General features: G+C 63.7%; 18 protein-coding genes. 5 read left to right on the forward strand and 13 right to left on the reverse strand.

Going from position 1 to position 20,896, the window contains the following annotated elements; all coding sequences use genetic code 11:
- Window positions 1-67: 67 nt before the first annotated feature.
- Entirely contained in the window at window positions 68-1,405 is a 1,338-nt protein-coding gene (locus K1X11_RS01605) for an NCS2 family permease (RefSeq protein ID WP_221028883.1), read from the reverse strand.
- A 41-nt stretch (window positions 1,406-1,446) separates the two neighbouring features.
- Between K1X11_RS01605 and K1X11_RS01610 the strand changes: the two genes are divergently transcribed.
- Window positions 1,447-2,415, forward strand: coding sequence for an amidohydrolase family protein (locus tag K1X11_RS01610; RefSeq protein ID WP_225919203.1), 969 nt, complete (start codon window positions 1,447-1,449; stop codon window positions 2,413-2,415).
- A gap of 3 nt (window positions 2,416-2,418) precedes the next feature.
- Here K1X11_RS01610 and K1X11_RS01615 read toward each other — a convergent pair whose 3' ends face one another.
- Together K1X11_RS01615 and K1X11_RS01620 are read right to left on the reverse strand one after the other, a co-directional pair.
- Entirely contained in the window at window positions 2,419-3,213 is a 795-nt protein-coding gene (locus tag K1X11_RS01615; RefSeq protein WP_221028881.1) for a DUF3891 family protein, read from the reverse strand.
- Between the two features lie 37 nt (window positions 3,214-3,250).
- Window positions 3,251-4,513, reverse strand: coding sequence for an amidase (locus K1X11_RS01620; RefSeq protein ID WP_221028880.1), 1,263 nt, complete (start codon window positions 4,511-4,513; stop codon window positions 3,251-3,253).
- Between the two features lie 126 nt (window positions 4,514-4,639).
- On the opposite strand from K1X11_RS01620, the gene K1X11_RS01625 reads away from it, so the two are divergent.
- The gene (locus K1X11_RS01625) at window positions 4,640-5,101 is read left to right on the forward strand and encodes a RidA family protein (protein ID WP_221028879.1); all 462 of its coding nucleotides are present in this window, start codon (window positions 4,640-4,642) and stop codon (window positions 5,099-5,101) included.
- A 94-nt stretch (window positions 5,102-5,195) separates the two neighbouring features.
- Here K1X11_RS01625 and fabV read toward each other — a convergent pair whose 3' ends face one another.
- The 4 genes from fabV to K1X11_RS01645 all read right to left on the reverse strand — a co-directional run bounded on the left by fabV (window position 5,196) and on the right by K1X11_RS01645 (window position 10,044).
- Window positions 5,196-6,383 (reverse strand): enoyl-ACP reductase FabV, encoded by a 1,188-nt coding sequence (fabV, locus tag K1X11_RS01630; protein ID WP_221028878.1) that lies wholly within the window; start codon window positions 6,381-6,383, stop codon window positions 5,196-5,198.
- A gap of 56 nt (window positions 6,384-6,439) precedes the next feature.
- Window positions 6,440-7,048 carry a hypothetical protein gene (locus tag K1X11_RS01635; protein WP_221028877.1) on the reverse strand — a complete coding sequence of 203 codons (609 nt, stop codon included), beginning with the start codon at window positions 7,046-7,048 and terminating at the stop codon, window positions 6,440-6,442.
- A gap of 123 nt (window positions 7,049-7,171) precedes the next feature.
- Window positions 7,172-8,821 (reverse strand): exosortase/archaeosortase family protein, encoded by a 1,650-nt coding sequence (locus K1X11_RS01640; protein WP_221028876.1) that lies wholly within the window; start codon window positions 8,819-8,821, stop codon window positions 7,172-7,174.
- Window positions 8,818-10,044: a tetratricopeptide repeat protein gene (locus tag K1X11_RS01645; protein WP_221028875.1), complete on the reverse strand. Its 1,227-nt coding sequence runs from the start codon at window positions 10,042-10,044 to the stop codon at window positions 8,818-8,820. Before K1X11_RS01645 ends, K1X11_RS01640 begins: the two co-directional genes overlap by 4 nt.
- A 412-nt stretch (window positions 10,045-10,456) precedes the next feature.
- Between K1X11_RS01645 and K1X11_RS01650 the strand changes: the two genes are divergently transcribed.
- Window positions 10,457-11,071 carry a thioredoxin family protein gene (locus K1X11_RS01650; protein ID WP_225919202.1) on the forward strand — a complete coding sequence of 205 codons (615 nt, stop codon included), beginning with the start codon at window positions 10,457-10,459 and terminating at the stop codon, window positions 11,069-11,071.
- An 84-nt stretch (window positions 11,072-11,155) separates the two neighbouring features.
- Here K1X11_RS01650 and dapF read toward each other — a convergent pair whose 3' ends face one another.
- Window positions 11,156-12,013 carry a diaminopimelate epimerase gene (gene dapF / locus K1X11_RS01655; RefSeq protein ID WP_221028873.1) on the reverse strand — a complete coding sequence of 286 codons (858 nt, stop codon included), beginning with the start codon at window positions 12,011-12,013 and terminating at the stop codon, window positions 11,156-11,158.
- Between the two features lie 53 nt (window positions 12,014-12,066).
- Entirely contained in the window at window positions 12,067-13,596 is a 1,530-nt protein-coding gene (locus K1X11_RS01660; RefSeq protein WP_221028872.1) for a nucleotidyl transferase family protein, read from the reverse strand.
- A gap of 128 nt (window positions 13,597-13,724) precedes the next feature.
- On the opposite strand from K1X11_RS01660, the gene sppA reads away from it, so the two are divergent.
- Window positions 13,725-15,557: a signal peptide peptidase SppA gene (sppA, locus tag K1X11_RS01665; protein ID WP_221028871.1), complete on the forward strand. Its 1,833-nt coding sequence runs from the start codon at window positions 13,725-13,727 to the stop codon at window positions 15,555-15,557.
- A 52-nt stretch (window positions 15,558-15,609) separates the two neighbouring features.
- On the forward strand, window positions 15,610-16,149 hold the full coding sequence (gene sufT, locus K1X11_RS01670; protein WP_221028870.1) for a putative Fe-S cluster assembly protein SufT: 540 nt from the start codon (window positions 15,610-15,612) through the stop codon (window positions 16,147-16,149).
- 19 nt (window positions 16,150-16,168) lie between these two features.
- Here sufT and K1X11_RS01675 read toward each other — a convergent pair whose 3' ends face one another.
- The 4 genes from K1X11_RS01675 to K1X11_RS01690 form a co-directional block, all read right to left on the reverse strand.
- Entirely contained in the window at window positions 16,169-17,239 is a 1,071-nt protein-coding gene (locus K1X11_RS01675; RefSeq protein ID WP_221028869.1) for a tRNA dihydrouridine synthase, read from the reverse strand.
- Window positions 17,232-17,708 (reverse strand): bifunctional nuclease family protein, encoded by a 477-nt coding sequence (locus tag K1X11_RS01680; RefSeq protein WP_221028868.1) that lies wholly within the window; start codon window positions 17,706-17,708, stop codon window positions 17,232-17,234. Before K1X11_RS01680 ends, K1X11_RS01675 begins: the two co-directional genes overlap by 8 nt.
- A gap of 50 nt (window positions 17,709-17,758) precedes the next feature.
- Window positions 17,759-18,604, reverse strand: coding sequence for an LpxI family protein (locus K1X11_RS01685; protein ID WP_221028867.1), 846 nt, complete (start codon window positions 18,602-18,604; stop codon window positions 17,759-17,761).
- A 102-nt stretch (window positions 18,605-18,706) separates the two neighbouring features.
- The gene (locus tag K1X11_RS01690) at window positions 18,707-20,872 is read right to left on the reverse strand and encodes a GumC family protein (RefSeq protein ID WP_221028866.1); all 2,166 of its coding nucleotides are present in this window, start codon (window positions 20,870-20,872) and stop codon (window positions 18,707-18,709) included.
- Between the last annotated feature and the right edge of the window lie 24 nt (window positions 20,873-20,896).

Here is a 20,896-nt window from a genome sequence, read left to right on the forward strand (position 1 = left end):
TTACAGGTGGATACGCTGTCGGGCGTGAAGCCCGACCCACTTGCTGGTGGAGGGGCTCGGTTTCGACTCAGCCCGAGAACGGAAAGATCTCGAAGAACTGGAGGAAGAAGATCGCGGCGATGATGTAGCCGACGGTGGGGAAGGTCTTGGGTTTGCCGCTGGCGAGAGCGAGCAAGGCCGCGCTGATGAGGCCGAAGCCGATGCCCTCGGCAATGCTGAAGGTGAGCGGAATGCAGAGGATGATGAGCATGGCGGGAGCCGCGACGCGGAAGTCGTCCATTTTGATCTCTGTCACCGATTGCAGCATGAAGATGCCCACCACCACGAGGGCAGGCGCCGTGGCCGCGGCGGGGATGGCGAGGATGATGGGGGTGAGAAAGAGGGCGAGCAGCATGAGCACTCCCACGGTGACAGCGGTAAGGCCGGTGCGGCCGCCGGCTTCAACGCCGGAGGCGGACTCGATGTAGCTCACGACGGTGGAGGTGCCGAAGAGGGAGCTGAGGATGGCGGCGATGGAATCGGCGACGAGAGCGTTACCGGCTTTGGGCAGGTTGCCGTCTTTGTCGAGCAGACCGGCGCGTTTCGTCACGCCGATGAGTGTGCCGATGTTGTCGAACATATCGACCAACAGGAGCGTGAGGATGAGCGGCAGGGCGACTTGAAAGGCCGACCAAGACGAGAGGAAACCGAACTCCAGTTGCAGGAACACCGGACTGGGATCGGACGGCATGGCGAACCACGACTCGGGCAACGCGGTGACTTTGCCGCCGTTGCCGTCGGGGATGAACAGGCCGATGATCGAGGTGACGACGATGCCGATGATGATGGCGGCGGGCACCCCGCGGGCGACGAGCAGGATCGTGAGGGCGATGCCGATGAGGCAGACGAGCGCGGGGCCCGAGGTGAAGTCACCGTGCGTGACATAGGTGGCCGGGCTCGCGACGATGATGCCGCCGTTTTTTAAACCGATGAAGGCGATGAACAGGCCGATGCCGCAAGTGATCGCGATCTTAAGCGAGTAGGGGATGGCGCGGACGATTTTCTCGCGCACGCCGGTCACGGAGAGGGCGAGGAAGATGAAGCCGTTCACAAACACCATGCCGAGGGCCTGTTGCCAGGGGACGCCGGCGCCGATGCAGATCGAGTAGGTGAAGAAGGCGTTGATACCCATGCCCGGAGCGAGCGCCAACGGGAAGTTGGTCAGGGCCGCCATCAGGAACGTAGCGACGGCGGCGGTGAGCGCAGTGACGGTGACCAGGGCGGCGCGGTCCATACCAGCGTCGGCCAGAATGCTGGGGTTCACCGCCAGGATGTAGGCCATGGCGGCGAAGGTGGTGAGGCCGGCCTGGAGTTCGCGGGAAACGGTGGTGCCGTGGTCGGTGAGCTTGAACAGTCGATTCAGCATGGGAATGAGCGGGAGCGGAACGAAGCGGAAGAGGGACGGAAATGAAACGCCTCAGCAATGACGGTGCCAAAGGGGCCGCAGGATTGCGGGTTGCGGCGGGACCGGCAACGCATGATTTTGAAGGTGTGCGAGTTATCGACGCTCATGTGCATTTATATCCACCGCAGATAAATGCGGATCCGGCCGGTTGGGCGGCGGCGGCCGGTGAGCCGCATTGGGCGACGCTCTGCACACGGGTGCGGCCGGGCGGGCGCGCGGTGCAGGGGTTCCCGTCGGTGGACACCCTGCTGCGCGACATGGATGCGGCCGGCGTCGATGAGGCCGTGTTGCTCGGCTGGTATTGGCAAACGGTGGCGGCGACGGAATTGCAGAACCGGTTTTTTGAAGAGGTGGTGGCGGCGCATCCGGATCGGCTGCGGGCCTGCGGGACCTGGCATCCGGCGATGGGCGTTGGGCCACTGGCGAGCTTTCGGGAGCGCGGGTTTGTCGGGATCGGCGAGCTGTCGCCGCACAGCATCGGGTATGGCGAAGGCGACGTCGCGGCTTGGGCGGAGCTATTTGCGGCGGCGGGCAAGCTGGGCCTGCCAGTCAATCTGCACGTGACGGATCCGCGGTCGCGGCCATTTCCCGGGAAGGTGGAGACGCCGTTGCGGGACTTCGTGGGCTGGGCGCGGCAGTTTCCGCAAACGACCTTTGTGTTGGCCCACGGTGGGGGGCGGATGCCGTGGTTTAAGCCGGACGTGCTGCGCCTGCCGAATGTGGTGTTTGATATGGCGGCGTTTCCGCTGCTGTATCCGCCGCCGTCGTTGGATGCCTGGGTGGCGCAGTGCCGACCGGGGAAGCTGTTGTGGGGCTCGGACCATCCGCTCAACTTGTATCCGCGGAGCGGTGACGACGAAGCCGCCAGCCTGGCGGCTTGGCGGCGGGAGATGGTCGAGGCCGGGTTTGGCGACGAGGTGCGCGACGCGCTGCTCGGAGGCAACGCGTCGCGGGTGTATGCGCGGCGCTGAGTCCTAGCGCACCAGCGTGATGGCGATGGGCTCGGGGACGGTGGCGGCGACGACTGCGCGGTAGCCGTCCTGGTCGGAGAAGGCCGACTTGGCGATGGTGCGGCGCGGGAGCTGGCAGTTGATTTCGTCGGTGGCAAAAGGCCAGGGCGAGATGCGCCAAGTGGTCGGACCGAGGGGAGTGCAGGTGAGGGGATGCAGCTTACCGTCGCGATCGGGGTGCTGATGGCGCAACTCACGGGGGGAGTCGTAACCGGAGCAGACGATGAGCGAGAGGTTGTCGCAGCATTGCAGGAACTCGAAGCCGCGTTGCATGGCGGCCGGATCCGCACCGTGTTCCTTGATGGTGGCTTCCTGCCACGCGCGTTGCGCGGCGATAAAGGTCTCATAGGCCTCACGATGCTCGGGTCGGATGGAGTCCACGTCGGCTTGTTCGGTGAGCAGGTTCACCGTGTGCATGGACACCATCACGGCGGCGAGGGGATCCTGTTTGGCGACGGCGGCGGTGGCTTCGGCGCGCACGTTGAGATAGGACGGCAGATCGATTTCCTCGAAGGCGGAGTAGGCGCCGACGAGGTCGCGGGTGAAGGCCTCGGGTTTGCCGGCGGGCGTGAGGCTCGGCTTAGCGTCGCGGGCGATCCAGCCATCGTCGTGGTGATACACCGCGTGGCGAATCGGGGGAAAGGGGGCGGGGCGGCCGAATTGGTCGTTGCCCCACGCGTCGGCGAATTCACCGGCGAGTTGGGCGTGATCGGGATGGGTGATGAGCACCCATGAGTCATCCGTTTCTGCGCGAATCATGGTTGGTAAAACGTGGTCGATTGAAGGCGGGTGGGTCTCAGCAGCTTTCGCACCGGCTCAGCACCCAATCCAGCGCGGCGCTGTGGCGGCTGGGGAAGACGATGTGCACACCGAGGCTGAAACCATTCGGCAGCGGCACCGGCACGGTGAGCGCGGGCAGGCCGGCGAGAGAGACCGGGGTGGTAAAGTCGAGCAACGCGTCGCGCAGGCTTTGATCGAGCGCGCCGGTCGGCGGTGAGGGTTGGGTGGAGACGGGGAGAATGAGGAAGTCGTAGTCCTCGAAGGTGCGGGCGAAGGCGAGGCGCACGCGCATCGCTTTAACTTGAGCGTCGTCGACCTGAGCGGCGGTCCAGCGGCGCCCGCGATCAATGCGGCCCCAGACCGCTTCGCCGTAGTCGTCGCGGTGGCGGTCGAGGTCATCCTGGTGGACAGCGTAGGCCTCGGTGCTTTGCAGGATGCTGTAAGCCGCGTTGGTGCCTTTGAAGGTGCGGCAGAGCAGGTCGTCGGCCGCGAGGGTTTCGCTGGTGAAGCGGGCGGCGGTCTCATCCAGCGCCGCCGCGTAATAGTCTCGCGGTGTGACGCCGAAAACGGAGGGCGGCACCCAGGCGCCGCGCGGAGTTTGCGCACTGGTCGGAAACGTCCCCCGCAGTGCGGTGTGTAAGGTCCGCAGATCGGTCGCGCTACGCGTGAGCCAACCGGCGGTGTCGAAACTGGGCGCGAGCGGAAAGGCGTCGGCGATGAAGGCGTGATGCGGCGTCTCGCGCCAGCTGTAGAGACCGCAGAATGCGGCCGGCACGCGGAGCGAGCCGCCGGTGTCGGTGCCGAGGGCGAAAGGCACCAAGCCGGCGGCGACGGCGGCAGCGGAGCCACTGGACGAGCCGCCGGCATCGTGACCGGGAAAGTGCGGATGCTCCACCTGGCCGTAGTGCTGGTTCTCGCCGGTGAGGCCGTAGGCGAATTCGTGCAGGTGGGTTTTGCCGACCGGGATGGCGCCGAGGGCGCGCAGGCGGGCGACGAGGGTGCCGTCGGCTTTGGGGCGACGCGGACGTAGGATGCCGCCGCTGCGAGTGGGCTGACCGGCGAGGTGAAAGAGGTCTTTGATGGCGAACGGCACACCACGCAGCGGCAGTGCGGTGTCATCGATTGCTGCAGCCGCGGCAGTCCAAGCGGAGGAGTCGGGGGGCGTCGCCCAGATGGCAGCTTGTTGAGCGGTGGGGAGCGCGGCACAGCGCTCGCGAAAGATGGCGGCTGGGGCGGAGGGATCGGTATCGAAACGGGATTGCCAAGCGGCGAAGTCCATGGGGGGCAGGTTCGGCGCGATTTGGGGCGCTTGGCAATGTTGCGAACAGAGAGTGCCAGATTGTTCGTGGCATTTACCATGCATTCGGGCTGGCGACGGCGATGGGTTCGGGTCTACGTGTCCCTCATGGATCCTGAAGCCAAACTTGCAGAACTCGGTCTGGAATTGCCGCCTCCCCCGGCGGCCGGTGGCAACTACCTGCCCTATGTGCGGACGGGTAACTTGGTTTACTGTGCCGGCGCCATTTCGGTGCGCAACGGCGAGATGACTCACACGGGTCAGGTCGGTGCCGAGCAGACGGTCGAAACCGGTTATGAGTCCGCCAAGGTGTGCGCGCTCAATACGCTGGCGGTGCTCAAGTCAGCCCTCGGTTCGCTGAGCAAGGTCAAGCGCCTCGTCTACGTGGGCGGCTACGTGAACGGCGTGTCCGGTTTTGCGGACAGCCCGGCCGTGGTGAACGGCGCCAGCGACCTCTACATCGAGGTGTTTGGTGACGCGGGCCGCCATGCCCGTGCGGCCGTCGCGGTGGCGGGTCTGCCCAAGGACTCCACCGTGGAGATTCAGATCGTGGCCGAAGCTGCGGAGTAAATGCCGCAGATCGTTTCTTTCAAAAAAAGGCGCTCCAAATCGGAGCGCCTTTTTTGTGGGAGAGTTTTGAGAAGGAGAGCCGGTCGGCGCTCGCTCAAATCATCGGGCGATGCGGCTCGGTGTCGGCCTCGTAGTCGATGCCGGGCAGGCCGAAACCAAACATCTTAAGGAACTCTTCGCGGTAACCCGCGATGTCGGTGAGCGCTTCGAGATTCTCGGTAGTCACCTGCGGCCAGATTTCTTTCACGCCGGCTTGGATGTCGTCCTGCATTTCCCAGTCGTCGACGCGGATGCGGCCGGCCTCGTCGAGGTCGAGCGCTTCGCCGCTGTAGAGGCGGTCGGCGAAGAGACGTTGCATCTGCTCGATGCAGGCCTCGTGCGTGCCCTTGGCCTTCATGAGTTTGTAGAGGATGGAAATGTAGAGCGGGACAACCGGAATGGCGGAGCTGGCCTGCGAAACCAACGCCTTGTTGACCGAGATCAACGCGCGGCCGTAGCCCTTGGTTTTCATGAGGGCGTCGATGCGCTTGCAGGCGGCCTCGAGGTCTTTTTTGGCGAGACCGATGGTGCCGTTCTTGTAGATGTCCCAGGTCACCTCGGGGCCGATGTAGGTGTAGGCCACGGTGGTGGCGCCATCGGCGAGCACGTCGGCATCGTTGAGGGCGTTCATCCAACGCTCCCAATCGTCGCCGCCCATGACGGCGATGGTGTCGGCGATCTCGGCCTCGGAGGCGGGGTCGATGGAAATGTCGCTCACGACGCCGCGGTCGGTATCCACGGTGCGGTTACTGTAGGTCTGGCCGACTGGCTTGAGCACGGATTTGTGCACGGTGCCGGTGTCGGGATGGGGGCGGCGCGGCGAGGCGAGGGAATAGACGACGAGGTCGACCTGACCGAGATCCTCTTTGATGGCGGCGATGACCTGTTCCTTGGTCTCGTTGGCGAAGGCGTCGCCGTTGAAGTTGCGGGCGTAGAGCCCCTCGGCGCGGGCCTTTTCAGTGAAGGCGATGGTGTTATACCAGCCGGCGGTGCCGAGGCGGTCCTCTTCGGACGGGCGCTCAAAGAACACGCCAATCGTCTTCGAACCGGCGCCGAAGGCGGCGGCGATACGCGAAGCGAGGCCGAACCCGGTCGACGAGCCGATAACGAGCACGTTCTTGGGGCCGTCCTTGATGGAGCCTTTCGACTTCACGTAGTCGATTTGTTGCTGGATGTGAGCTGCGCAACCCTCGGGGTGAGAGGTGACGCAGACGAAGCCGCGAACACGAGGTTTGATGACCATGGGCTCGCAAGCTGCGGGTGGCTCCGCGGGCTGGCAAGTGCGGAAAATCGGTCGGATTAGGGCTGTAGCGAGCCACCAAAACGGTGGACGGTGGCGCTCGGAGCGTCTGTTGCCAGCTCCAGGGTGAAGGCCGTCACGGTGGCCGGTTCCTCTGGCTGAAAGGTGAACAACCCGCGCACAAACTCTGCGGGCGGAGCCGCGGCGAACACCTGATCCTGCACGAATCGATCGCTGGAGGGACGGCGGGTCGCCGTGAGGGTGAAGCGGACGTCCACCGGGAGCGGTTTGTTCGAGATGTAGAGCAGGACCCCTTCGCCGCTGGTGGGCGACCAGATGACGGCAAAGGAGGGCGCAGTTGCGGCGTCGGCCGGCGAGAGCAAGGCAAGGCGGGCTTCCCCGAGATCGACCGAATCCTGCGCCAGTCGTTGGCTGATGACGCGCTCCATGGCCAGTTCCTGCTCGGCGGCTTGGAGGGCGGTTTGCGCGAGCAGGGCCTCTTGGCGGACGAGCTCCGTCTGGTTGTGTTGGCGATAACTGACCAGCGCTACCAGCAACAGCGCGGCGAGCGCGAGCAAGCTGATGAGAACCACCGCCGCCGTCGCCGCCCGTTGTGGCCGCGCCGGGCGCGAGTCAGGTCGGGAGGTGTGGGCGGAGAGGGAAATCATGCTAGAGGACGGCGAAACCGATCACGCCGAGGACGATAAAAACCGCGAGCCAAATGAGCGCATGGCGCTCGCGCGTGGTGAGTTTGAAGAGCATGACGTGACGGCGCGGGGCGGGTTACGAGGTCAGAGGCCGAAGGGTTGCAGTCCGGCGAAAAACTCCTGCAGCAACGGCTCGTCGCGAATCGTTTCCCAGGGCTGATTGCTGGAAAGGCGCACGAACATCTGTTCGCCGTCGCTGCGGATGCCGTAGTGGAAAACCGAAGACAGGAGCTCCAAGGGGCGACGCGGATTAAACTCCCGAATGACGCGGCGGTCGTAACTGTGCCAGAACCAGACGTGCTGCGGCATACGTTGGTTGTGGAAAAGGCGGTGTTCGGCGACATGCAGTTGCCGTTCGCCGAGGTCGAGGCGGGTAGTGGTTTCGGCAATCGGCTGCGGACTCCAACCGGCACCGGGCCAGCAGGCATCAGGGGTGTGGGAGGCGACGGTGCTGACCGGGGCCTGGCCCGGGGCCCAGTAGGCGATGTAGAGTGTGACTTGGAGCAGCTCGCCGTTGGGGCCCTCTTTGAGGTAGATGCGCTGGCCGAGGTTTTCGGTCTCCAGGATGTCCGAGAAGCGGTAGAGATCGGTGCTGGTGGCGACGCGCCACCCGGCCGGAGCAGGCGGCATGAACGCGAGGACATCGGGCACGGGTGATTCATTGCCGGTGGTGGCGGGGCGCGTCATGACCGTGAAAAACAGGACCACGGCGAGGCCGGCGGTGTAGCCGGCGAAGTAGATCGGTCGAACCCGGCGGGCGGGCGCGAGGGCGGTGAGATTGTCGGCTTCCGGCGGAGTGGCGACCGGTTCGGCTGCCGGGGAAACGTCTTCCAGCTTTTCCAGTAGCAAGGCCAGCAGTCCGAGCAGCACGGCGGTGATGCCGAGGATGGCGAAGCCGGTGGCGTCATGCCAGAATCCGGTGATGTCGACGCCGCGATTGGCCAACAAGGTGAGCAAAAGCGAGCGGACGAAATTCATCCCGATGGCCAGCAGCGGGGCGAGCACCAGCAAGGTGATGCGGCTGCCAACCTTGCGCACAAACGCAGCGGAGAAGAAGAGACCGGCAAACACGCAGGACAAGAGACTCCGCACGCCGCTGCAGGCTTCTTCGACGCCGACCGAGGTATTGGCTAGCTCGATGATGTTGCCGTTTTGGATGGCCGGAACGCCGAGCAGGTGGAGCGCTTCCAGCACTCGATCCGAGACCCAGAGCTGGAGGGTGAAGGTGAGGGAATGGTAAGTTCCCGGCGGCAGCGGCAGGGAGAAGACCCAGAGGAGCAGGGCGGCGACCGTGATCCAGTTGGCCGGCACCAGACGGACCTGCGGGGTGGCGGCGAGGAGCAACAGGGCGGCCAGCGCGCCGGTCGTGCTGAAACCGAGGAGGAAAAGCACGAGCGTGTGCGTCCAGTCGAGCGCGGCGGCAAATAACGACGCGATGATCAGCAGGCCGAGACTGGCGAACAGGCCGAGGCATACGACGCTTATCCAAAGTTTGGATACGTTCCACCAGCGCAGCGGACCGCGTTGTCGACTCTCGTGCAGCAGGACGGCGAAAAGAATCGGGGTGAAGAAGCCGTGAGACAGGTCGGGGTTGGCCGACCATTCCGGCACGATGCGCCAGAGCCAGGCGACGAGCAGGACGGCGAGGCTGCCGGGAATCCACCACGAACCCGGCCCGAGGGCCCGCAAGAGCCCGGGCACTTCCCGCCACGGTCGAGTGGGCGTTGGGTTCATTGTCGGGGCATTTCGAAGCGTTCGAGCAGGGCGTAGGTCATCTCCAGGGAAAGCGGCTGGAGGCTGGGGAGCACGCGCTCGATGCGCACCTGGCGAGGAGAGCGCATCATCGCGGTGATGGCGTCGAGGGCTTTGAAGGAGGTGCCGGCTTCCTGACGGAGGATGTCGCCGAGGCGGCTCTGGCGGGGGAAATCGCCTTGGGCGCCGGAGAGGGCAAACATCGCGACCAGCGCGGAAAGGCGTTCACCAGGGGCGGAGAGTTTCATGGGGTCGACGCGATTGCGGACCATTTGATAGAGCTCTTCGTCGGGATTGACAATAAGGTGTGCGCACAGGAGTTCGACCTGCACGAGGCTCGGGTCGAGCCGAGTGAGGCGGTCGAAGAGGCCGAGTTGGTTGGCGCGAGCGTTGGCGCGGGCAAAGGCCTGCAACTGCAGCGAGATGCGGTCGCGGTCGCCGAGGCGGTCGTTGAGCTGGTTGAGCAACTCGACGGCGCGGGCAGGGTCGCCCAGTTCGATGAGTCGCCGCAGTTGGTAGTAGATCACGAAGCTCGGCACATCGGGGGGCGGCGGATGGCCCAGCAGTTCGATCGAAAAGGCGGCAGGCCGGGCGCGGACCTCGGTCTCCAGAGTGAGCACCTCGCGCACGCCGGGCTGCATGGCTTCGGTCTGTTGCAGGATGCGGGTGAGTAGATCGGTGTTGCCGGTGCGTTCGTTGGCAAAAAGCAGGGCATGCGACCAGGCCGCGACCATTTCGGGGTCGAAGGCGAGGGCGCGGGCGGAGAGCTTTTCGATGGCGCCGTAGTCGGCGCGAGGAAGCAGAGCCCGGAGCCATGTGCGAGCGGTGCGCGCCCGCTGCTCGGGGTGGTCGTTCATCAACTGCTCGTATAGGTGGTTGGAAACGTCGGGTCGCGTGGCTTGCCATAGTTTGGCGAGTGAGAGGCCGGCTTCGTAGTTGCCCGGGTCGTATTCGTAGGCGAGGGAGAGTGACATCACCGCCGCGTTCAGGTCGCCCGTCTGGTAGGCGGTTTCGGCCTGTTCCAAGTAGTAGGCGGCACGGGCTTCGTCGATCTGACTCCAGTTCGGCGGCCAGACGATCATCTTCAGTGTGACCGGAAATCCGATCAGGCGCAGGCCGCCGTAGGCACCAAAAATGGCGAGACTGAACAGCAGCACGGTGCAGGTCCCGTAGAACGCGATGACGCGGCCCCAGTAAGGACGCACCTCGGCGGCATTGACGCTACATTTGAGTTTACCGTCGGCATTAGGTTGGAGGAGTGGGCAAACGGTGCGAAAGCGAGCCGGTTTGGAAAAATGCAGCGCGGCATCGCACCCCGTTTCACCGGCTCGACCGGAATCCGAGAGGTTCTGGCAAGGGCATGCGGAAGACCCCCTACCGGAACGATAGAGGGTCTTGCGGGTATTCCAGTAGATGAAACCCCAGCAGATTCGGAAGATATCGGCGATCCAGCCCAGCACAGGTCGGCGAATGTGTGATGCAAATGGGTGGTCGGCAACCCGTAAGGTTGAGGCAGGGTATATAAGGAAAACACCCGAGGCGCGGAATCGGCGTGTGCCGCTGGAATTACGGGGAAGTCGGGTTAGGGTTCGATCGCCGAACCTTTACCTGATGCGTATGAAATCGACCCTACGATCCGTCCTCACCGCCACGGTTTTCAGCGCGGTGCTCGCCCTCCCCACGTTCGCTTCCCAAGCGTCGGTCGGGGAACAGGCTCCTGACTTCACGCTCACCTCCATCGACGGCCAAACCCACCGGCTGAGCGACTTTAAGGGCAAAACGGTGGTCCTCGAATGGGTGAATCCAGAGTGCCCGTTCGTGGTGAAGCACTACTCCAGTGGAAATATCCCCGCGCTGCAAAAGTCTGCCACGGATGACGGGGTGGTCTGGCTGGCAATCAATTCGGGGTCGCCGGGAGCCCAAGGCGACTATGACCCTGAAAAGGCTGCAGGTTGGATGGAATCAAACGAAGCCGCTCCGACCGCGTATTTTCGCGACCAAGACGGCAAAGTGGGGCGTCTCTATGGCGCCAAAACCACCCCGCACATGTATGTGATCAATCCGGAGGGGGAGCTGGTTTACAACGGTGCGATCGACAGTATCCCGTCGGCGAGCAAACGCGACTTGGCCAAGGCGCAGAATTACGTGATCGCCGCGCTGGCCGCGGTGAAAAACGGACACGAGCTCGAACGTGATCAGACCCAGCCCTACGGCTGTGGTGTCAAATATTGAGCGTTTTCAGCGCCGCCCCTGATTCTTTTCCAGACCGATGCTCACGGGCATCGGTCTTTCTTTTGGGCGCGCGCGAAGCCGGAGCTAGGGTAACCGAGGGAAGGTGAATAAATCCGCGTCGATGGTGCCGTCGGCGACGCGGTTCACAGAACCGGTGAGTTGGACGGCGTAGTCGGGGTCGATGGTGATTTCGATTTCGCCCCCCGGCATTTCGACGGTCAGCTGGTCGTCCACCAGTCCGAGCCGATGGGCGACGGCGGCGGCCGCGCTGGAGCTCGATCCGGAGGCAAGGGTGTAGCCGGCGCCGCGCTCCCAAATCTCGATGCGAATGCGACGACGGTCGATCACCTGCAGAAACTGGAGATTAATGCGTTGGGGAAAGAGCGGGTGGTTTTCGATGGCGGCGCCGTAGCGATGCGCGAGGTCGGCGGAAATTTCCGGCAGCGGGACCACGCAGTGGGGATTACCGATGCTGGCCGCGCAAAAAGTGAACTCCTGGTCGCCGGCTGTGAGGGTTTCGTTGATCACCTCGCGGTCGGGGCCGGTGACCGGAATCTTGGGGCTTTGAAAGGTGACGCGGCCCATGTCGACGGTGACGCGAGCGGCACCGTCGTGCACGGTGGCGACCACTTCACCGCCAAGCGTTGAGATGGGCAGGGTGGCGGACTCGGGTTGATGGGTGTCCCAGAGGTAGCGGGCAAAGATGCGCAGACCGTTGCCGGATTTTTCGGCTTCAGATCCGTCGGGGTTGAAGATGCGCAGGCCGTAGGGGGTATGCTCAGTCGGAAACGGCCCCCAGAGAATGCCGTCGGAGCCGACCCCAAAATTGCGGTGGCAGATGGCGCGGATGGCGGCGGCGTCGGGGGGAGAGGATTCGGGCCACTCGGCCGGATCGATGACAATGTAGTCGTTGCCGAGCGCGTGATACTTGTGAAAAAGCATGAGGAGGCGGGTGTCGCCAGAGATTGGATACGTGGTTCCGGTGGGTGGGCCGCTCAGGCGTCGGTGGCCGGCTCGGTCTCGTCTGCCGCGACGTAACCAAACAATCCCTTGGACTTGATGGCCTGAGCAACCGGCGCGGGCACCATGTTTTCCCAACTGGGGTCACCGCCTTGGAGGCGGCGCAGGACATCGCGGGAGAAGATGTCCAGGATGTCGTTGTTATAGCCCACGGTGCAGTCGATGTAATGGTTCTCCATCAAGTGGGCGTAGAGGTTGCGCAGGTGCGGTGAGACCTGGAGGTTGCGGGCGGTGACGAGCACGTCGGCGGCAAAGGCGTGACTGGCGAGCGCGGGGATCGGCGCCGAGGCGGCGGCGACGCTGCCGGTGGCGGCTTTGATCTCCTGCACGTAGTTGTCGTAGGCGTTGCGCCGCATCGGGTAGACGTAGAGTTTGACCGCGTTGCGGAAGAGACGGCCGAACGCCTCCAGAATGCCGCCCTGCAGCGACTCGTAATACTTCTCGTTGAAGATCTCGAGGAGGTTGTTGATGCCCATCGCGACGCCGATCATTTCCGAGGTGTAGCGGCGGAAGTAGGAGGTGAGGCGGTAATATTCCGGGTAGTTGGAGATGAGCACCGTCATGCCGATGTCGCCGAGGACGTCGACACGGGCTAGGAAGTCCTCCGCATCGATGTCACCGGACGCGAGCAGGTTGTTCATGGTGATTTCCATGAGCACGATGAGGTCCTTCCCCTGCACGGCGGGCTCCTGCATAAACTGGGCACAGGCGCAGTTGAGCATGTCGACGTTGACGTGAGTGACCGGGCGGAACGAACCGCGTTCCACCATGATGGCTTTGCGGCGCAGCACTTCGGAGGGTTGCAACACCTCCTGTTGCGGGCCGAAGAGCACGGCGTTGGTCAGGCCGAACTGCACGAGATGCAGCGACATAAGACGGTTGTCGACGTCTTCAAAAGCCGGACCGCTGAGCTTGAGCATGTCGACCTCGATGCGGTCGTTGCCGACGTTGTCGGTGAGCGAGGAGATGAGTTTGGCGGGTTCTTCGCGGTAGGCGAAGGCGCCATATATCAGGTTCACGCCGACGATGCCGAGAGCCTGCTGTTGGAGCAGGTTGTCCTTATCCCACATGCGCACGTGGATGATTATATCGGAGGGCTCGGAGTTAGGCTCGGCCTGGAAGCGGATGCCCATCCAGCCGTGGCACTCGTTGTTGCCGCGGTAGGCCTTGGCGGCGACGGTGTCGGCGAAAACGAAGAAGGTGGTTTTGTTGCCACGCTGGGCTGAGAGGCGCTCGTGGAGCAGCGAATACTCGTGGTCGAGCATGGTGACCAGGCGCTCCCGGGAGACGTAGCGGGGGGCTTTGCCGTAAATCTCATCGCTGAAGGTCATGTCGTAGGCTGACATGGATTTGGCGATGGTGCCGGCGGCGCCGCCGGCTTGGAAAAAGAGCCGCGAGACCTCTTGGCCGGCCCCGATCTCGGCGAAGGTGCCGTATTTTTGCTCGTCCAAGTTAATGGAGAGAGCTTTGCGGTTGGTCGTGAGAAGCTCGGAGCCGTTGCTCATGGCGCGGGAGGTTAGGTTTTCAGGGAAGGTGCGCAATCTTCTGCTCAGGAAACCGCCGGTGGAGGTGAGCGACCAATCAGCCAATTGCACTGGAGGAACTTGGGATTGGCTCTACGGTATCGGCACACATGAAGACCTTCTTCGCATCTTTGTTGGGCACGGTGACTGGTTTGATCCTCTTTGTGATCGGCGGCACCCTGATGATGTTTATCGGATTGATGGTGATCTCCAAGCTGGGTGAACCGCCCAAACCGCAAGTGGAGAAGGGCGCGTATCTCGTTTTTGACTTGTCGAGCAACATCTCGGATGCGCCGCAGGAAATTGATAACAACGCGATCATCGCGGCGTTCAGCGGGCAGGACTTGCCGTCGCAGCTGCAGACCCGTTTGGTCACGCGGGCGCTGCGAGCCGCGGCCAAGGACGACCGCATCGAGGGCGTATTGCTGAAAGGCTCCTTCGCGCCGGCCGGCTACGGCACCTCGTTTGCGACGCTGCAGGAAGTGCGACGGGCGCTGGAGACGTTTAAAGAGGAGGGCAAACCGGTGCAGGCGTTCCTGCAGTATCCGGACACGCGTGACTTTTACGTGGCGAGTCTGGCCGACGACATCGCCCTCGATCCGCAGGGCATGGTGCTGATTCCCGGTCTGGCGTCACAACCGACCTTCTACGCGGGCGCTTTCGAGAAATACGGTATCGGCGTGCAGATCACGCGCGTGGGCAAATACAAGTCGGCGGTGGAGCCCTACACCCGAGGGGACTTCAGCCCGGAGAACCGCGAGCAACTGACCTCGTTGCTCAACTCCCTGTGGGGCGAACTCCGCGACACGGTGGCGGAGGCGCGCGACATCAAGCCGGCGGACTTGCAGGCGCTGATCGATGCGGGTGAGGCCTTCGTGCCCGCGGATGCCTTGAAGGCGGGCCTGATCGACCGTCTGGCTTACACCGACGAGATTTTGAGCGAGCTCAAAGAGAAGACCGATGTCGATGATCCGAAGAAGCCCTTCAAACAGGTGAGCCTCGGCGAATACATTGCCCAGATGGGGAAGGTGCGCGCCGCGCCGGAAGAACAACCGAAGGACGATGGCGACGAGGATGGACGCGTCGCGGTGATTTATGCGGAGGGCGCGATCGTGGACGGGCAGGGCACGCCTACCGATGTGGGCGGCGCCAAATTCGCCCGGGAAATCCGCCGCTTGCGGCAGGATCCCAAAGTGAAGGCGATCGTGTTGCGGGTGAATAGCCCGGGCGGATCGGCCGCCGCTTCGGAACACATTCAGCGTGAGCTGCGTCTCGCTGCGGAAAAGATGCCGGTGGTGGTGTCGATGGGCGGTTACGCGGCATCGGGCGGCTACTGGATCTCGGCCTACGGCGATCGCATCTTTGCCGAACCGACGACCATCACCGGCTCAATCGGCGTGTTTGGCATGATCCTCAACATCGAGGAACTCGGTAACAGCTTTGGCTTCACCTGGGACACGGTGAAGACCGGCGAATTCGCCGACGCGCTCTCGATCGCCCGACCCAAGACCGACGAAGAAATGGCGCTCGCCCAACGGGTGACCGACTCCATTTACGCCGACTTCATTCAGAAGGTGGCGGAAGGCCGCGACCTCGATCCGGACCATGTGCGCGAGATCGCGCAGGGGCGGGTTTGGACGGGCGAGCAGGCAATTGAAATCGGTCTGGTGGATGAACTGGGCGGTTTGGCCGATGCCATCGCCTTCGCCGCCAAGGAAGCGGACCTCGAAAGTGATTTTATGGTGACCGAGTTCCCGCGTCCGAAGGAGTTGGCCGAAGTGATCGCGGAAGCGATGCAGCGCCTGTCGCCGACTTCGGTCGAGGCGCCTTCGATCCTCGAGGAAGCCGCCCAACGCCTCGAAGCCGATCTCGGCCAATTGCGTCAATTCAACGACCCGCGGGGCGTGTATGCGCGCCTCCCGGTCGAGTTGATTATCCAATAACCCGTCGAGTCGGAGCTTTTCAACGCGCTCCGATTCCCGTCTGAATCGAACCATGTCTGATCACGTCCTGAATCGCGCTGTCGAAGCCACCGTCATCCCCGCCGGCACGCCGGTCACGCTGCCCGAGGGCCTGTCGGTCCACATCGTGCAGTCGCTGGGTGGCAACGTCACGGTGCGCACCGACCAAGGTCTGTGCCGGATCGCGGAGAGCGATGCGTCGGCCATTGAGGGCTACCAGGCTGCGGCCGAAGCGGCGGCGGAGTCGCAAGTCGCGGAGTTCAGCGAGCAGGCGGTTTGGGACGCGTTGAAGACCTGTTTCGATCCGGAGATCCCGCTCAACATCGTCGACCTCGGTTTGGTGTATGACCTGTTCGTCGAAGACCACGGCGAGAGTGGCCGCACGGTGGAAGTGAAGATGACGCTCACTGCGCCGGGCTGCGGCATGGGGCCGGTGATCGCTGAAGATGCGCGCAAAAAAGTGGCGGCGCTGCCGACGGTGGCGGACGCCAAAGTGCACATCGTGTGGGATCCGCAGTGGACGCCGCACATGATTTCCGAGGAAGGCCGCACCGTCCTCGGGTTGGATCAGTAATCCGCGCGCCGGGATCGTTTCAGAGCGAGCAACCGTCGACGTCGGCGGTGCTCGTCGGCGCCTCGCAGTTGGGCCGAGCGATGACGCCCGGGTAAGGTTCGTCGACGAAGAGCCGGTCGGGTTCGGTCAGGAGGTGCCGATCGCATACAGCGAAGAGTTCGGCTTCGCTCTGAGTGCGGCGCATGTCGTGCAGGAACGCGCCCTCGGGGTCCACGCTTTGGCCGACAAAGTTGAGGAACTTCTTCATGCGGTTCACGTGAGCTCGCTCCGGGATTTTGGGATCCTGCGTGGCGCGGAAAAGTCGGGTCGCGTAACCATGCACGTCGGCCAACGTGGGTTGGAAAACCGCGCGTCCGGCGAAGTGATCGCGGCATTGTTGGAAGAGCCACGGGTTGCGGATGGCGTGACGCCCGATCATGACGCCGGCGGCGCCGGTATGCTCGACAATGCGGGCGGCGGCGGAGGCCGAGGTGACGTTGCCGTTGGCGAGGACCGGGCAGGGCACGCGCCGCACGGCGTGGGCGATGAGGTCGTAATCGACGGCGCTGCGGTAGCCGCCTTTGACGGTGCGGCCATGGACGGTGAGTAGGTCGACGTTGTGGCGGGCGACGGAATCGAGGACGGCGTCGTAGGGGGAGGCGTCGTCGAAACCGAGACGCATCTTCACCGTGAACAGGCCGGGGCAAGCGGCGCGGAGGGCGGCGAGGATTTCGTCGACTTTGGCCGGGTCACGGAGGAGGCCGCCGCCGACGTTTTTTTTATACACCTTGGGTGCTGGGCAACCGAGATTGAGGTCGATGCCGGCCACGGGGTGTTTGAGCAGGAGGTCGACGGTGCGCTCGAGGTGCTCGATGGATTCTCCGATGAGTTGGGCGAAGACGGGGCGGCCGGTCTGATTCTCGTCGATGGAGCGCACGATGTGGCGCTCGGGGCGCGAGGTGTCGTGGACACGGAAAAACTCGGTCACGAAATAGTCGGGCGCGCCGTAGTGGGCGACGACCGCCATGAAAGCGAGGGTCGTGACGTCCTGCATGGGGGCCAGCGCCGTGAGCGGCTGGCCCGGTTCGATGGGCGGGGGCAGCTTAGTCATCCGTGCCGCCAAAGGACTCGTCCTCTTCCTCTTTCTTGCGCAGGACGCGCTCGAGGATCTCGGTCATGTCTTCGACGGAATCGAGGACACTACGGGCCACGTAAATCGGGCGCTGTTGCTGCAGCGCGAGCACGGTGGAATCACTGGGACGGGCATCGATCTCGACGATCTTTTTGCCGATCTCGTTCTCCATGCGCAGGAGGATGCGGGCGTAGAAGGTGCCCTCGTTCACGTCGTTGATGATGACGTGCTCCATCTCGACCCCGAGGCCGAGGAACATCTGGCCAATGAGGTCGTGCGTTAGCGGGCGCTCTTTGCGAATCCCGTCGAGGGTCATCTGGATGGCGTTGCCCACCGAGTGATCGACGTAGATGACGAAGGTCTTGTCGTCGGTGCCCAAAAACACCGCGCAACCATTGGCGGTGGGCATCACACCCCGGACGGAGACTTCAACGACATCGGACTTCATGAGCGCAAGGTGATTGGGGCAGGAGCGCAGCGCAAGCGGTCACCGCGGGCTCAGGCACGAAAACCGAGCAGCGAAATGCCCCACTCGGCGGCCTGTTTTTCGACGGCGGGGCGATCCAGCACGATGACGTTGCCTGCCTCCAGGGCGGCCGCGCGCAGACCGGCTTCGCGCATGGACTCGAGGGTGCGTTGGCCAAAGCAAGGCACATCGAAGCGAAAATCCTGACGGCCTTTGACGGTCTTCACGAAGAGGGCGTCCTCGGTCTTGAAGGTGCCGGCGCGGCGGATCATCTCATCGGTGCCTTCGAAGGCTTCGACGGCGAGCACCGTGCCTTTGCGCACGACGCAGCCCTGGCCGATATCGAGGCGGGCGCACTCGCGGGCAATCTGGATGCCGTGAGCCAGGTAGTCGTCGGGGATGGGGAATTTGCGCCCGGCGAAGAGTCCTTCGGGCGCGAGGTGGTCGTCGAGGAAGGCGCGGGCGTCGAGCAGGTGGATACCAAGTTTTTCGATCTCGGTGGCGATGGCGCCGAAGATGGTCTCGGCGTTGCGGCGTTTGAGGGAGAAGAGGATGCGGGTGGCTTTGAGGTCGGGGTGCAGGCCCTTGAACAGACGGCGCGGCGTGATCTGTCCGGCCATGAGGGCGTAACCGGCGCCAAAGCGATCGAGGGCTTTGAGCATGTGGCCGAGTTGTCCGACTTTGATGCGCACGCGGTCGGATTCCGGCACGGAGTCCCAGAGCTCGGGCGCGGTTTCCTCCTCGAAGGCGATGAGGCGCAGGGGCACGCCGGCGGCGCGAATGGCATCGGCCACCAAGCGCGGGTAGAGGGCTTGGCCGGCGATGAGGGCGACGGGGCGCGAGGCGTCAAAATCGGAAGGCAGGTGCGCGGAGAGCATCGGGCGGAGCGTGGGTGGCGGCGGGCGAAAAGAAAAGGCCGCATCGCGCGGGGGCGATACGGCCAAAAGGCTTGGATCGGGAGTCGGTGGGAGCGCGAACGCTCAGGACTCGGCGCCGTAATATTTCTTGTAGCTCCGGTAGTAGCGGTAGTTGGAGTAATACTCGATGCGTCGCGGGGAGAGACCGTTGAGCACGATGCCGAGCATCTCGCGTTTGGCGCTTTGGAGCGCGTTGATGTATTGGCGGATGTGTTTGCGGTAGGCGCGGTTGAAGCGGCACACGTAGATCACCTCGTCGGCGTGCTCGGCGATGAGCAGGGAGTCGGTCACGGCGCCCACGGGCGGCGAGTCGATGACGATGAGTTCGTATTCCTTTTGCAGGCGATCGAGCACCTGGACGAAGCGCTCGGATTCGAGCAGTTCGGTCGGGATGCGGGAGCGGCCGCCGGAGCGCAGGAGAGAGAGGTTCTCGCCGACCTTCACGATGCCGAGGTCCGGGTCGTCGGCCATGACGCCGTCGAGAGAACCCTTGTTCTCGAACCACGGGATGAGGCCCTTGTCGTTCTCCATCTGGAAGTGGCGATGGAGCATCGGGCGACGAAGGTCGCAGTCGATGAGCAGAGTCTTGCGGCCGTGGCGGGCGAAGCCGCCGGAAAGGTTGCAGGAGATGAGGGTCTTGCCTTCACCCGGGATGGTGGAGGTGACCAGCAGCGATTTGGGGAAGTCCAACTTGGAGTTGATCTTCACCGCGCTGTAGACGCTGAGGAAGGATTCCGTTCCCGGGACTTGGCGGTTCTCCAGCACGAGCGAATACTTCTCTTCATCCTTGAGTGCAGAGAGGTCGGGGATGATGCCGAGCAGGTTGACACCGATGAAGTGTTCAACGTCCCACGCGCTCTTGATGCGGTCGTCGATGAAGCTGAGGCCCACGGCCACGCCGACGAAGACGAGCACGAAGACAAGCACGGAGGACTTCACGATGCCGGAGATGTTGGGGGTAAAAGGCGCTCCGGCCGGGACGGCCGCGTCCAGCGGATGGACGGGCACGCTCTCCATGCGCTCCTCCGTATCCACTTCCTGAAGACGCGAGACGATTTGCTGATAGTTGGCGCGTTTGATCTGAGCTTGGTCGCGCAGGCTGTTATGTTCGGCGGAAAGTTCGTTGAGGCGGCGCTGCTCCTGCTCGGCCTTCACGTATTCGGCCTGCATGGAGCGCTCTTGGGTGCGGGCCTTTTCGACGGTCGTGCGCAAGTCGGCGATCGCGAGGTTGAGGGCGTCTTGGAGCTGGCCTTCGACCACGGCGATCTCGTTGGCTACGTCGATCATGCGGGGGTGGCGCTCCAAGTAGCGCTCGGCCAGGATGGCCTCGTTACGGCGCAGCTCTGCGAGTTGGAGGCTGAGGGCGTTGACCGATCCGTGACTGCTGATGTAGCTGATCTCCAGCAGGGAGCGACCTTGGTCGCGGAAGCTTTCGACTTGCTGCAGGAGTTCCTCGATTCGAATGCGTTCGAGGCGGGCGTTGGTCACGGCTTGGTCGGCTTGGACCAAGCGGTTGCGCACCAAGTTGGTGGAGTTGTCGAGGTCGACGAGATCGTGTTTGCGCTGGTAGTCGCGGAGGCGGCGCTCGGCATCTTCAGCCTCGAGGCGCAGGGCTTCGGCGCGTTGTTCAAGGAAGTCACCTACGCCGGCCACGGTGTCACCGCGACGATCGAAGATGTAATCCATGAACTGGTCGACGTAGCGATTGGCGACGAGGGCGGCGGCTTCTGGATCCCGGTGGACGACGGAAATCCGAATGATGTAACTGTCACGCACGTCGCCAACGTTGAGTTGGCCCAAGGCGGCTCCCGCCGAGGGGGGCTCCTGACCGGGCTGGAGGTCCTGCAGGTAGGGGCGTTGGAGGATGCGGGCTTCCTCGGGGGTGAGGGAGTTGATCACACGCTCGCGCATCGAGGCCGAGCCGAGTTCCTGCAAATAGGTGTTGAGGTCGACAAAACCGCGCACGGATTCGTCGGTCACGTTGGGGCCGCGCCCAACGACCACAGCTGGCTTCTCGAAGCGCATGGTGGCGGTGGACTGATACAGAGGCACCTGTCGCGCCTTCATGTAACCCAAGCCGATGGAAACGAGCAGTGCCAGTGGAAGCGCGATCCAAAAGCGCTCGCGGAGAATGATCGCGTAGTCCCGCAGGGTGCGACGCTCGCTCATGGGTTCGTCGGCTTGAGCGTCGCCGCGGGCACGGGAGGGAGTCTTGGAGGCTGTGACCATTACTGTAGATTGAGAGATCCGTGA

The organism is Actomonas aquatica (genome assembly GCF_019679435.2).
Classification (GTDB): Bacteria; Verrucomicrobiota; Verrucomicrobiia; order Opitutales; family Opitutaceae; genus Actomonas; species Actomonas aquatica.

Bases quoted from the DNA above. Each gene is read 5' to 3' on its own strand.
- sppA (WP_221028871.1), top strand. From the start codon at position 13,725: ATGAAGACCTTCTTCGCATCTTTGTTGGGCACGGTGACTGGTTTGATC.
- K1X11_RS01675 (WP_221028869.1), bottom strand. From the start codon at position 17,239: ATGACTAAGCTGCCCCCGCCCATCGAACCGGGCCAGCCGCTCACGGCG.
- K1X11_RS01610 (WP_225919203.1), top strand. From the start codon at position 1,447: ATGAAACGCCTCAGCAATGACGGTGCCAAAGGGGCCGCAGGATTGCGG.
- K1X11_RS01685 (WP_221028867.1), bottom strand. From the start codon at position 18,604: ATGCTCTCCGCGCACCTGCCTTCCGATTTTGACGCCTCGCGCCCCGTC.
- K1X11_RS01640 (WP_221028876.1), bottom strand. From the start codon at position 8,821: ATGAACCCAACGCCCACTCGACCGTGGCGGGAAGTGCCCGGGCTCTTG.
- K1X11_RS01650 (WP_225919202.1), top strand. From the start codon at position 10,457: ATGAAATCGACCCTACGATCCGTCCTCACCGCCACGGTTTTCAGCGCG.
- K1X11_RS01605 (WP_221028883.1), bottom strand. From the start codon at position 1,405: ATGCTGAATCGACTGTTCAAGCTCACCGACCACGGCACCACCGTTTCC.
- K1X11_RS01690 (WP_221028866.1), bottom strand. From the start codon at position 20,872: ATGGTCACAGCCTCCAAGACTCCCTCCCGTGCCCGCGGCGACGCTCAA.
- dapF (WP_221028873.1), bottom strand. From the start codon at position 12,013: ATGCTTTTTCACAAGTATCACGCGCTCGGCAACGACTACATTGTCATC.
- K1X11_RS01625 (WP_221028879.1), top strand. From the start codon at position 4,640: ATGGATCCTGAAGCCAAACTTGCAGAACTCGGTCTGGAATTGCCGCCT.
- K1X11_RS01620 (WP_221028880.1), bottom strand. From the start codon at position 4,513: ATGGACTTCGCCGCTTGGCAATCCCGTTTCGATACCGATCCCTCCGCC.
- K1X11_RS01615 (WP_221028881.1), bottom strand. From the start codon at position 3,213: ATGATTCGCGCAGAAACGGATGACTCATGGGTGCTCATCACCCATCCC.
- fabV (WP_221028878.1), bottom strand. From the start codon at position 6,383: ATGGTCATCAAACCTCGTGTTCGCGGCTTCGTCTGCGTCACCTCTCAC.
- sufT (WP_221028870.1), top strand. From the start codon at position 15,610: ATGTCTGATCACGTCCTGAATCGCGCTGTCGAAGCCACCGTCATCCCC.
- K1X11_RS01680 (WP_221028868.1), bottom strand. From the start codon at position 17,708: ATGAAGTCCGATGTCGTTGAAGTCTCCGTCCGGGGTGTGATGCCCACC.
- K1X11_RS01635 (WP_221028877.1), bottom strand. From the start codon at position 7,048: ATGATTTCCCTCTCCGCCCACACCTCCCGACCTGACTCGCGCCCGGCG.
- K1X11_RS01660 (WP_221028872.1), bottom strand. From the start codon at position 13,596: ATGAGCAACGGCTCCGAGCTTCTCACGACCAACCGCAAAGCTCTCTCC.